Raw genomic sequence first — 12,035 nt, 5'->3', positions numbered from 1 at the left:
AGAAGGGAAGCAGCGTGGGTAAGACGGTCGAGCAGCGCGGACTGTGGTTCGAGGAGTACGAGATCGGCACCACGTATGCCCACCGCCCCGGGCGCACCGTCACCGAGGCCGACAACGTGCTGTTCACCACGCTGACCATGAACACCCAGTCGCTGCACCTGGATGCGGCCTGGGCTGCCGAGCAGCCCGGCTTCCGCGGTGAGCGGCTGGTGAACTCCATGTTCACCCTGTCCACGCTCGTCGGGCTGTCGGTCGCTCAGTTGACGCTGGGCACCATCGTGGCCAACCTCGGATTCTCGGAGGTGTCGTTTCCCAAGCCGGTCTTCCACGGCGACACCCTCTACGCCGAGACGGTCTGCACCGACAAGCGCGAGTCCAAGAGCCGTCCCGGGGAGGGCATCGTGACGCTCGAGCATGTCGGGCGCAACCAGCACGGCGACGTGGTGGCCCGCGCGGTGCGGACTACGTTGGTGCGCAAGCGGCCGGCAGGAGAGTCGGCATGAACCTGCTCTCCACCGGGCCGGCCTGGCTGTTCTGCCCGGCCGATCGCCCGGAGCGCTACGCAAAGGCCGCCGCGGTGGCCGACGTGGTCATCCTGGATCTGGAGGACGGGGTGGCCGCCGCCGACCGGCCCGCTGCCCGGGAAGCGTTGCGGGACAACCCGCTCGACCCGGAGCGGACTGTGGTGCGGATCAACCCGGCCGGTACCGAGGATCAGTCGCGCGATCTGGCGGCGCTGGCCGACACCGCCTACACGACGGTGATGCTGGCCAAGACCGAGTCGGCCGCCCAGGTCGATGCGCTGGCGCCGCGGCAGGTCGTCGCGCTGGCCGAAACCCCGCGCGGCGTCGTGTTCGCGACCGAGATCGCCGCTGCGCGGGCCTGTGCGGCGATGATGTGGGGCGCCGAGGACCTGGTCGCCGCCATGGGAGGGGGCTCCAGCCGTCACGCGGACGGCCGCTATCGGGACTTCGCCCGGCACGCGCGTTCGACGGTGCTGCTGGCGGCGTCGGCGTTTGAGCGTGCCGCGCTCGACGCCGTCTACCTCAATATCGGTGACCTCGACGGGTTGCGGGCCGAGGCGCTCGACGGCGCCGCGGTCGGGTTCGCCGCCACGGTGTGCATCCATCCCACCCAGGTACCGGTGGTGCGCGACGCCTACCGACCGGCGGAGGACAAGATCGACTGGGCGCGAAGGGTGCTCGCCGCGGCACAGCACGAGCGGGGCGTGTTCGCCTTCGAGGGACAAATGGTGGACTCGCCGGTGCTGCGGCACGCTGAGGCTATCCTGCGGCGAGCGGAGTAACGCCTACCGACAGGAGCGACGGCGCGTGCGCATCACCCGGATCGTCGAAAGATCGGTGCCATTGAGCGGCGAGATCGCCAACGCACTGGTGGACTTCTCCCGGCATACCGTGTCACTGGTCGCCATCGTCACCGACCGGATACGGAACGGGAAACCGGTGACCGGCATCGCGTTCAACTCAATCGGCCGATTCGCCCAGGGAGGCATCCTGGCCAATCGGATGATCCCGCGGGTGCTGCGCGCCGACCCGGAGTCGCTACTCGACGATGACGGCCACATCGACCCCGCCCGGGTACTGTACCAGGCGCTCGTCGACGAGAAGCCCGGCGGCCACGGCGACCGCGCCGGCGCGGCGGCGGCCCTGGAACTGGCGTGCTGGGATCTCAAAGCGAAACTCGCCGACGAACCCGCCTACCGCACCATCGCGCGACACTTCGGCCGGAACTTGGGCTGGAATGAAGCCGTGGCAGCGGTTCCGGTGTATGCCGCGGGCGGGTACTACTATCAGGCAGACGGCTTGGACCGGCTCCGGACCGAGATGCGCGGCTATCTCGACCTGGGCTATGACGCGGTCAAGATAAAGATCGGCGGCGCGCCGATGCGCGAGGACCTGGACCGCATCGAGGCGGTCATCGACGTGGTGGGCAGCGGCGCACGGGTGGCCGTCGACGCCAACGGTCGATTCGACGCCACAGCCGCTGGGCAGTGGGCGCAGGCGCTGAGCCCCTACGGCCTGCGCTGGTACGAGGAGCCCGGCGATCCGCTGGACTTCGTGCTGAACGCCCAACTGATCGCCGGTTACCCGGGAGCGGTCGCCACCGGCGAGAACCTGTTCTCCGCGCGTGACGTGACCAACCTGGTGCGCTACGGCGGCATGCGCCCGGGCCGCGACATCTTCCAGATGGACGCGGGACTCAGCTACGGGTTGACCGAATACGCCCGCATGATCGAGGTACTCGAGTCGCACGGCTTCGACCGCGGTTGTGCCTTCCCGCACGGCGGCCACCTGATCAACCTGCACATCGCGGTGGGGTTGGGCTTGGGAGGCTGCGAGTCCTATCCCGGGGTGTTCGCACCCTTCGGCGGCTACTCGCCCGGATGCCGGCTGGCCGGTGGCACCATCGCGCCCACCGACGCCCCGGGATTCGGGCTCGAGGAAAAGCCCGACCTGCTCGCCGCGATCGCCCTCATGGGAGGCATGAGCAGATGAAGATCGCGGTCATCGGATGCGGCGCCATGGGATCGATCTACGCCGGGCGACTGGCCGCCGCCGGCAACGACGTACTGGCCCTGGACCGCTCACCCGCGCACGTCGAAGCGATCAACCGGGACGGCCTGCGCATCAGCGGGCCGCAATCCGATCAGGTGGTGGCGATGCGGGCGGCCGCCGAGGCGCCGGCAGAGCCGATGGGCCTGGTGGTGCTCGCGGTCAAAGCCGCCGACGTCGCCGCCGGGGCCACCCAGGCACTGCCGCTGCTCGGCGAGGACACACCGGTGCTGACCATCCAGAACGGACTGGGATCGGCCGACACCGTCGCCGACATCGTGGGAGCCGAGCGGGTGGCGGTGGGCATCGCCAGTGGTTTCGGCGCGTCACGTCCCGCGCCCGGACACGCGCACCACAACGCGATGCGGGCGGTCCGGTTCGGAGCTTATGCGGCGCTGCCGTTTTCGGCGGTCGAGGAGATCGCGCGAGTGTGGACCGACGCCGGATTCGACGCGGCTGCAGTCGCCGACATCGCCGCGATGCAGTGGGAGAAGTTGATCTGCAATGTCGCCTACAGCGCGCCGTGCGCACTGACGGGCATGACGGTGGGGCAGGTCATGGACGACGCAGATATGGGACCGGTCAGCCGCGCCGCCGCCACCGAGGCCTGGGCGGTGGCCCGCGCCGCCGGGATCGACATCGCCGTGGCGGACCCGGTTGCGCACGTCCGGGCCTTCGGGGCGCAGCTGCCCGACGCCAAACCGTCGGCGCTGCTGGACCACCTGGCCCGCCGGGTCAGCGAGATCGACGTGATCAACGGCGCGGTGGTGCGCCAGGCAGCGCAGGTCGAGCAGCAGGCTCCGGTCAACATGACGCTGACGGCGCTGGTCAAAGCCGTTGAACGGCAGTGGATGACGCCCGAGGACTGAACACCGCGCCGCGAGGCGTTCAGTTCGGCGCGAGCGCTCTCGGGCGGAGCTAGCCTCGAATCCATGACCGATGACAAGGCGCGGGTGGACCTGCGCGGAGCGCCGCAGACCATGCTCGCGACGTTGTACGCCAAGGCGCTGGACGCGGATCTGCCCGAGCCGATTCTGGGTGATCGCTACGCCAAGGACGCGGTCGAACGCATCGACTACGACTGGAGCAAGACCACCATCACCGCCGCCCGGTCACCGTCGGTGACCACCCGTTCGGCGCACTTCGATACCTGGGCCGGCCAATTCCTGGCGATCAACCCCGACGCGGTGGTGCTGCATGTGGGCTGTGGGCTCGACGCGCGATACTTCCGGCTGCAACCCGGCGACGGAGTCGACTGGTATGACATCGACTATAGGTGCGTCGCCGACCTGCGCCGTCGGCTACTCCCCGCGCGCGAACACAACCACGTGGTCGCGGCATCGGTCACCGACCCGGCGTGGCTGGCCGAAATCCCCACCGACCGACCGACATTGATGCTCGGTGAGGGGCTGACCATGTACCTCACCGAACAAGCCGGCGTCGCATTGCTGCGCCGGGTCGTCGAGCACTGCGCGCGCGGGGAATTACAGTTCGACGCCTTCAGCCGGTTGGGTATCAAGACCCAGTGGGCCAATGCCGTGGTCCGCCGCTCCGGGGCAAAGCTGCAGTGGGGGATCGACGAGCCCCGCGAGATCCTCGCCGCCGTTCCGGGCACGCGGTTGGTGGAGTGCCTGCGCTGGTTCGAGTCAGACACCTACCAGATGCTTCCCCGCCGTTACCGGGCGCTGGGCAAGGCGATGTCGCTGGTTCCGGCGATGGCGAACCTGTCGCGGTACCACCGCTACGCCTTCTGACCGGCACGCCATTGACGAATTACGTTACGTAATGTAAATATTTGGTTCGTGGGCAACGACGATCGGGTGACGGCACCGCAATCCGCCCCCACCGCCCGCGGTCGGCCGCGCAATCCGCGCACCGAGCAGGCCATCGCCGAGGCAGCCCGCCGGCTGCTCGCCCGTGACGGTTACGACCAGGTCTCCATCGAGGCGATCGCACGAGAGGCGGACGTCAGCCGCCCCACCGTTTACCGGCGCTGGCCGTCGAAGACCCACCTGGTGTTCGACGCGGTCTTCGGCTCGACCGTCGGGGACCTGCTGACCAGCTCGGGCGACTTCGAGGCGGACCTGCGCCGGTTCGTGGCCGGAGTCTTCGCGTTCTGGCGCTCACCGGAGGTGGCCGCCGCGGCGCTGGGCATCCTGGCCGACCGCCACCGCGATTCGGAGCTGTTCATCCGCACCCAGCAGCTGCTCGACGAGCAGACCCGTACCGCGTTCGGGGAACTGATCAGCACCGGCATCGACCAAGGCGTGCTCGACGCCGACGTCGACGTCGAGATCGCCTACGACCTGCTGGTGGGCACCAGCTTCTACATCGCCCAGGTGCTGGCCGCCGACACCGTCGACTCCGCCGCCGACCGACTCTGCTCCCTGGTGCTGCAAGGAATGAGAAAGAAGGAGAACCGTGATGGGTGACGAGTCGTCGGAGCTGTCTCAGGCATTCGGGGACCTGCTCGAGGAGGTTCGCGCCGTCGAGCAGCGGCTGTTGGGCGGCGATCCGCCACTGGAGGAGGCCGACATCCTCGACGGCTACCGGTGGGCGCTGAGCCTGCTGCGGGTCGCCGCCGACGCCTACATCTGGGGGGACGCCGACAAGCCGATCCTGGTCGACGTGATCGGCCCGTACCTGAAGTGGGGCGGCGACAACTCCGACGCCTTCTACCAGCTGGCACCGATCGACCCCAGCCGCAGCTACCGGGTCACCGGCAACCGCGGCGACGCGGTCTACCTGTCCATGACCGTCTACGGTGGCCCCGACGACGGCCGCTACAGCGACCGCATCATCGACACGATCAACGACCGTGACCTGGGCTGCGACACCCACGGCGACTTCGAGTTCGTCATCAGCGCCACTGAGCAACAGGGCAATTGGCTCAAGCTCGAACCGGACGCGGTCTTCATCCTGACCCGCGACTACTGCACCCAGCCGGGCACGGACCGGCGAGCCCAATGGAAGATCGAGGCGCTCGACGACACGCCGCGTCGCCCCGACAGCCGCGCCGACCTGAGCCGGCGGATGCGCGCGGCACGGACCTGGATCCGTGAGCAGGCTGCGATGGCGCCGGTACGGTTGCCGGCCAACGTGCTGCAGGACCCGTACCCCGTGCCGAGTCGCACGGTGGGCTGGGCCGCCGGTGACGCCGCGTACGCCATGGGAGCCTACGAACTGCAACCCGGCCAGGCGCTGGTCATTGAAGGTACCTCGCCGGAGTGTGTGTTCTGGAACCTGTGCCTGTGGAATCCGTTCCTGCACACCTACGACTACACCCGCGAACGCGTCACGATCAACGGTGCGCACGTCACCTACGCACCCGACGGGTCCTGGCAGATCGTGATCAGCGAAACCGACCCCGGGCATCCGAATTGGGTGTCCACCGCCGGCCGGTCCAAAGGCCTGATCTGGCTGCGCTGGTTCCTGCCCGAGGCCACCCCCGATTCGCTGAACTGCCGGGTCGTCGACGTCGCAGAGCTGGTCTGGTGAGCGCCGCCACCCGTCCGGGTGCCATCCGGCTCGAGGACCTGGCCAACCCGGTCTTTCCCGAGGCCGCGCGCCCGATGCGCGAAGGACTGGCCGGCTACGGCGCGGTCCTGCAACTCACACCGGAAGCCCTGCTGCAGGCCGCAACCGAACGAACGGGACTGGACAACTGGGGCGACAACGCATTCCGGGAACGTCTCGACGTACTGTGCGGATCGCTGGTCGACGAAGCCGAGCTGTCCGGCGTGGGGCGAGCGATGGCGTTCGAGCAGCTGGCCGGTCACCTGGTCAACCGGCTACGGCTGGAAGACCTGATCGCGACGAACCCCGAGATCGAAGACGTCGCGATCGAACGCCCGATCATCATCTGCGGGCTGCCCCGTACCGGGACCACCCATCTGCACAACCTGATCGCCGCCGACCCCGCGCTGCGGTACCTGCCCTACTGGGAAAGCCTGGAGCCGATAGCCACACCCGGCGAGCCCGATCCGCAGGCCCGGCGTGACCGCTGCGCGGTCGGGCTGGACCTGATCAACACCTCGATGCCCGAGTTCAAGCGCATGCACGACATGACCGTCGACCACGCGCACGAGGAGATCCAGCTGCTGGGCAACGACATCTCCGGAATGCTCTTCGAATGCAGCTACTTTCTGCCGACCTTCGCGCAGCACTACAAGGCCCACGACCAGACCGCGTCATACGCCTACCTGAAACGCAGCCTGCAGGCCCTGCAATGGCTGCGCGGCGGCACCCGCTGGGTGCTCAAATCGCCGCAGCATCTGGAACAGTTCCCGGCGCTGTACGCCACATTCCCCGACGCCACCTTCGTTGTCACCCACCGGGATCCGGTCGAGGTAACACAGTCGATGACGACGATGATCAGCTATGCGGCGCGAATGGGATGCGACCGTCCGGACCCGGTCAAGATCTCGGCGTACTGGTTCGATCGAGCCGACGACCTACTCAGCGGGTGTCTGGCCGATCGCGACGTGCTGCCGGCGGCGCAGTCCATCGATGTGCGCTTCGATGACTTCATGGCCGACGAGGACGGCACCGTCGCCGCCATCTACGAGCTCGCGGGCCAGCCGCTTGATACCCGGGCCAAAGAAGCGATGACCCAGTTCCGCGCCGACCACCCCCGCGGCCGCTACGGCACGGTGGACTACCAGCCGGCCGACGTGGGGCTGAACACCGACGAGATCGCCGCACGCCTGCGTGACTACCGGAGCCGGTTCGTCGCCGGCTGATCGGAGGGCGAACCGACCGTATCGATGGCTACCGATGTCTAACGGCACTTTCTCCTGGTAGCGCCATCACCGTAGCCTGGCGATCATGATTCAGTTGGGGTCGCCGCCGTCCACGGCACCACCCGCGAAGCGCCGCCGGGGCGGGCCGCGCGGGCCGGTGTTCCTGGGCGCCAACATCGTGGTGCTGGTCTGGCTGGCCGTCTCGGTGGCGTTGCTGATCGGACACAACGCCATCGCGCACCCGATCTGGCTGCCGGTGCATGCGCTGCTGCTCGGCGCGGCCACCAACGCGATCGTGATCTGGTCGGGACACTTCACCACGACGCTGTGCCGGGTCCCCGACCCGCCGCACTGGCACCTGGTGGCCAAACTCGCCGTGCTCAACACGGGCGTGATCGCCGCCCTGGCGGGTGTCACCTGGAACACCGAGGCGCTGACCGGTATCGGCGGTGCGGTCGTGGCCGTGGTCGGCGTCGCTCACGGCGCGGAGTTGATCGCGATGAAGAAGTCGGCGCTCTCGGCGCGCTTCGACTATCTCGTCGGCTTCTATCTGGCTGCCCTCGTCGCCCTGCTGATCGGATCGGCGGCCGGCGCCACCATGGCCTTCGGCGTTGCGCGGTGGTATGCGCGGTTGTGGACGACCCACGTGCACGTGATGCTCTACGGCTGGATCGGACTGACCGTGGTGGGCACGCTGTTCACCCTGTGGCCCACCACGATCCGGGAGAAGATCACCCCGCGTAGCTTCGCGATGGCCCGTCGTGCGCTGCCGACCCTCACGGCTGGTTTGGCGATCGCCACCGCGGGCCTGCTCGCCGACAGCTGGTGGCTGGCGGCGGCAGGTCTGGCGGGTTATGCGATCGGTGCCGGTCTGGCGATCGTCGGCCTGTGGCCGGGACGAAGCTTCACCGGCCCGGCGGCCTGGATGCTGGTCGGTGCGACCGGCTGGCTCGGGGTGGCCGTCGTGACGGAGGTGGTCGCGCTGATCGCGGGCCGCTCCGTCGATGTGCTGCCCGCATTCGTCGAGCACACCCTGCTGCCGCTGCTGGCGGTGGGTTTCGTCGCTCAGATCCTGCTCGGTGCGCTCAGTCAGCTGCTGCCGATCCTGGTGGCCCACGGCCCGCCGATTCGTAAGGCCGTCATCGCCTACCTGGATCAGGGCTGGCAGGTGCGGGTGGCTGCGATCAACGTCGCCGTGCCGCTGGTGGCCGGGCCGTGGCGGGGGCCGTTGCCCATCGTCGGCTGGGTGTTGGCCGCCGTCGCGGTGGCCAGTTTCGTGCTGCTGGCGCTGCGGCTGGCGCTGCCGGTGGCGCTGCGCGGACCGATCGACGTCGAGGCGATCAAACCGCACTCCGCTGCGGTGACCGGGGCGGTCGCGGTGGCCGCGGTGGCCGCGGTCGCGTCGGCGCTGATACTGGGGGCGCCGGCGTCCTCGGAAGTGGCCGACGTCGCCGGCGAGGCACACACGGTCGAGGTGACGCTGAACAACATGCGGTTCTCCCCGGACGTGCTCGAGGTGGCGGCTGGAACCCGGCTGGTGCTGCGGGTCACCAACATCGACGGCCTGCCGCACGACCTGCACGTCGACACCGGCGAGCACACGCCGCGGCTGAGCCGCGGCCAGACCGCGGTGCTCGATCTCGGGGTGATCCGGCAGGACCGCGACGTCTGGTGCGACGTACCGGGCCACCGGGCCGCCGGGATGACGATGACGATCCATGCCGTCGGCGGCGTGCCGCGCCACGAGCACACCGGCGGTGACCACGGTGGGGGAGTTCCCGTGCCGGCCACGCTGAACCTGGCCGCGGACCCGTCGCCGGGATGGCGGCCGTACGATGCGGTGCTGGCGCCGGCAACACCCGGCGTGCACCGGGTGGAGCTGCGGGCCGTGGACCGGGAGCTTGAGGTGGCACCCGGCCGCCGCGAGATCCGCTGGACCTTCGGCGGTAGCGAGCCGGCCCCCACATTGCACGGCCGGGTCGGGGACACCTTCGAGATCACCCTGATCAACGATTCCACCATGGGCCACGGCATCGACTTTCACGCCGGGGCGCTTGCACCGGACCAGCCGATGCGCACGCTGGAGCCGGGGGAGCGGCTGGTCTACCGGTTCACCGCCCGACGGGCCGGCGCCTGGCTGTATCACTGCAGCACGCCGCCGATGACGCTGCACATCGCCAACGGCATGTATGGCGCGGTGATCATCGACCCGCCCGGACTGCCGGCCGTGGACCGGGAATACGCCCTGGTCGGCGCGCAGCTCTATGCCGGAGCGCCCGATGCCGACGCCAAGACGACCGCGATCCGCGCCGGGCAGCCCGACGGCTGGATGTTCAACGGCACCGCGGCCCAGTACATGCACGCCCCGCTGCCGGCGCGCGCCGGCGAACGGGTTCGGGTCTGGGTGGTCAACGCCGGGCCCGGCGACACGATCGCCTTCCACATCGTCGGCACACAGTTCGACACCGTCTACAAAGAGGGCGCCTGGCTGTTGCGGCCGCCGAACCAGCCCGGGGGCCCGGGCGGCTCCCAGGTGCTGGATCTGGCGCCGGCGCAGGGCGGTTTCGTCGAGCTGACCTTCCCCGAGCCGGGCCACTACCCGTTCATGGACCACGACATGCGGCACGCCGAAAACGGCGCCCACGGCATCTTCGAGGTCGCCGGTTAGTTACCGGCCGGAGCGGTTCGCCGGTACGGCGTCAGGTAGGACGGCAGCGGGATGGCCGGGTCGAGGTCGCCGGCTGGTTCGGGAGATCCGGCGGTCACTGTCAACGGCACCACCCCGGCCCAGTAGGGCAGGCCGAGGTCTTCGGGATCGTCGACCGGACCGCCGGTGCGCACCTTGGCGGAGACTTCCACCAAGTCGAGTGCCAGCACGGCGGTCATGGCCAGTTCACGTTCGTTGGGGGGCCTGCTGTCGGCGGCGCGGCCGGAGACCACATGGTCGACAAGCGCCGCCAGTGCCTCGCGCTTTTCGCCGGGATCAACGACCACCCGCGCCGCGCCGCGGATGATCACCGAGCGGTACGCCAGCGAGTGGTGCAGCGCCGAGCGGGCCAGCACCAGGCCGTCGATCAGGCTGACGGTGACGCAGACCGGCAGGCCCGCGGGGGCTTTCGCGGCTGCCAGCATCGGGCCGCTTCCGGTGGAGCCGTGCAGGTAGAGCACCTCGCGGTGGCGTGCGTGAGTGGTGGGCAGCACCACCGGGGACCCCTCGTCGAGATAACCGAGGTGACAGATCAGTGCCTCGTCGAGGATGCGGTGGACGGTCTCGTGGTCATAGCGTGCCCGCTCCCGGTACCTGGTGGGCGTGGTGCGGTCTGTGCGCGCATAAGTCCGGGCCATCACCGTTGCCCTTCCTATTGAACTAGTACATAATTAGATATGTGACGGTACAATACTCTATTACCGGTGCCGGCGCTGAGTCGATAGCCGCCAGCATCGAAGACGGCATCTCCGACGGCCAGCTGGCGCCGGGGTCCGCGCTTCCGCCCATCCGCGACCTGGCCGGCCGGCTCGCGGTCAACCCGAACACCGTTGCTGCCGCCTACCGGTTGCTGCGCGACCGCGGGGCGGTCGAAACAGCCGGGCGGCGGGGAACCCGGGTACGGGATCGGCCGGCGACCACACCGCGTTCGCTGCGCGGCCTCACGGTCCCGGCCGGTGTCCGGGATCTGTCTACCGGCAACCCGAACCCCGCGTTGCTGCCGATCGCCGGCGCCCGGCTGTCGCCGCCGGCCACCCCGGTGCTGTACGGGCAGCCATCCGTCTCGCCGGAGTTGGCCGGCCACGCCCGGGCCGCCCTGGAAGCCGACGGGGTGGCGGCCGAGCACCTGGCGGTGGCATCGGGCGCACTGGATGCGATCGAGCGGGTACTGGCGGCTCACCTGCGTCCCGGCGACCGGGTGGCCGTCGAAGACCCCGGGTGGGCCAATCTGCTCGACCTGCTCGGAGCGCTGGGGCTGGCTGTGGAGCCGGTGGGTGGCGACGACGACGGGCCATTGGTCACAGACCTGGCTCGGGCGTTGCGCCGCGGAGTACGAGCGGTGGTGGTGACCAGCCGCGCCCAGAACCCGACCGGCGGCGCGATGTCGGCGGAGCGTGCCGCTGCGTTGCGTGCCGTGCTGGCCGAAACCGCCACCGACGTGCTGCTGATCGAAGACGACCACTGCGCCGGGGTGGCGGGGATGGCGTTGCACCCGCTGGCCGGGGTGGTGCGGGACTGGGCGTTCGTGCGGTCCGTGGCCAAGGCCTACGGCCCGGACCTGCGGTTGGCGCTGGTGGCCGGGGACCGTCGCACGATCGAACGAGTGCAGGGGCGCCAGCGGCTGGGGCCGGGCTGGGTCAGCCGGCTGTTGCAGGACGTTGTTGTCGGTATGTGGCGGGATAGGGCCGCGACACGGCTGGTGGCCGACGCCGAAGCCGTCTACACCGACCGGCGCACCCGGCTGTGCGCGGCGCTGGCGGAGCGCGGCCTGGCCTGCCACGGTCGCTCGGGGCTCAACGTCTGGATTCCGGTACCCGACGAGTCGGCGGCAATCACGCGGTTGTTCGCCGCGGGCTGGGCCGCCGCCCCGGGCAGCCGGTACCGGATCGGTAGCCCGCCAGGAATCCGCATCACCATCTCGGATCTGGCCGCCGCCGAGATCGGACCGCTGGCCGATGCGGTAGCGGATTCGCTGAGCGGCACCGGAACCGTGAGCGTGTGACGGACCGGCCC

11 protein-coding genes are annotated in these 12,035 nt (G+C 69.6%); 10 read left to right on the top strand and 1 reads right to left on the bottom strand.

What is annotated here, in order from left to right; genetic code table 11:
• The first annotated feature begins 14 nt into the window (after positions 1 to 14).
• From G6N19_RS02380 to G6N19_RS02340, 9 genes are all read left to right on the top strand, one after another.
• The gene (locus G6N19_RS02380; RefSeq protein ID WP_013828342.1) at positions 15 to 503 is read left to right on the top strand and encodes a MaoC family dehydratase; all 489 of its coding nucleotides are present in this window, start codon (positions 15 to 17) and stop codon (positions 501 to 503) included.
• On the top strand, positions 500 to 1,306 hold the full coding sequence (locus G6N19_RS02375; RefSeq protein ID WP_013828343.1) for an HpcH/HpaI aldolase/citrate lyase family protein: 807 nt from the start codon (positions 500 to 502) through the stop codon (positions 1,304 to 1,306). The genes G6N19_RS02380 and G6N19_RS02375 overlap by 4 nt, the downstream gene beginning before the upstream one ends.
• A 25-nt stretch (positions 1,307 to 1,331) precedes the next feature.
• On the top strand, positions 1,332 to 2,516 hold the full coding sequence (locus G6N19_RS02370; RefSeq protein WP_013828344.1) for an enolase C-terminal domain-like protein: 1,185 nt from the start codon (positions 1,332 to 1,334) through the stop codon (positions 2,514 to 2,516).
• Entirely contained in the window at positions 2,513 to 3,442 is a 930-nt protein-coding gene (locus tag G6N19_RS02365; protein ID WP_013828345.1) for a ketopantoate reductase family protein, read from the top strand. Before G6N19_RS02370 ends, G6N19_RS02365 begins: the two co-directional genes overlap by 4 nt.
• 63 nt (positions 3,443 to 3,505) lie before the next feature.
• A complete protein-coding gene (locus tag G6N19_RS02360) occupies positions 3,506 to 4,327 on the top strand; it encodes a class I SAM-dependent methyltransferase (protein ID WP_013828346.1) in 822 nt (273 codons plus the stop codon).
• Positions 4,328 to 4,375: 48 nt separating this feature from the next.
• Positions 4,376 to 5,005: a TetR/AcrR family transcriptional regulator gene (locus tag G6N19_RS02355; protein WP_013828347.1), complete on the top strand. Its 630-nt coding sequence runs from the start codon at positions 4,376 to 4,378 to the stop codon at positions 5,003 to 5,005.
• Positions 4,998 to 6,071, top strand: a complete 1,074-nt coding sequence (locus G6N19_RS02350) for a DUF1214 domain-containing protein (protein ID WP_013828348.1) — start codon at positions 4,998 to 5,000, stop codon at positions 6,069 to 6,071. Before G6N19_RS02355 ends, G6N19_RS02350 begins: the two co-directional genes overlap by 8 nt.
• Positions 6,068 to 7,315 carry a sulfotransferase family protein gene (locus G6N19_RS02345; protein ID WP_232062502.1) on the top strand — a complete coding sequence of 416 codons (1,248 nt, stop codon included), beginning with the start codon at positions 6,068 to 6,070 and terminating at the stop codon, positions 7,313 to 7,315. Before G6N19_RS02350 ends, G6N19_RS02345 begins: the two co-directional genes overlap by 4 nt.
• 85 nt (positions 7,316 to 7,400) lie before the next feature.
• A complete protein-coding gene (locus G6N19_RS02340; protein ID WP_193465690.1) occupies positions 7,401 to 9,983 on the top strand; it encodes a multicopper oxidase domain-containing protein in 2,583 nt (860 codons plus the stop codon).
• On the opposite strand, the gene G6N19_RS02335 is transcribed toward G6N19_RS02340, so the two are convergent.
• Entirely contained in the window at positions 9,980 to 10,660 is a 681-nt protein-coding gene (locus G6N19_RS02335; RefSeq protein ID WP_193465689.1) for a pyridoxamine 5'-phosphate oxidase family protein, read from the bottom strand. The genes G6N19_RS02340 and G6N19_RS02335 overlap by 4 nt on opposite strands.
• Before the next feature lie 41 nt (positions 10,661 to 10,701).
• Here G6N19_RS02335 and G6N19_RS02330 point away from each other — a divergent pair, with 41 nt between their 5' ends.
• Positions 10,702 to 12,024: an aminotransferase class I/II-fold pyridoxal phosphate-dependent enzyme gene (locus tag G6N19_RS02330; protein ID WP_193465688.1), complete on the top strand. Its 1,323-nt coding sequence runs from the start codon at positions 10,702 to 10,704 to the stop codon at positions 12,022 to 12,024.
• Positions 12,025 to 12,035 lie beyond the last annotated feature (11 nt).

This window comes from Mycobacterium novum (genome assembly GCF_010726505.1).
Taxonomy (GTDB): Bacteria; Actinomycetota; Actinomycetes; order Mycobacteriales; family Mycobacteriaceae; genus Mycobacterium; species Mycobacterium algericum.
This window is presented reverse-complemented; position numbering and strand designations above follow the sequence as displayed.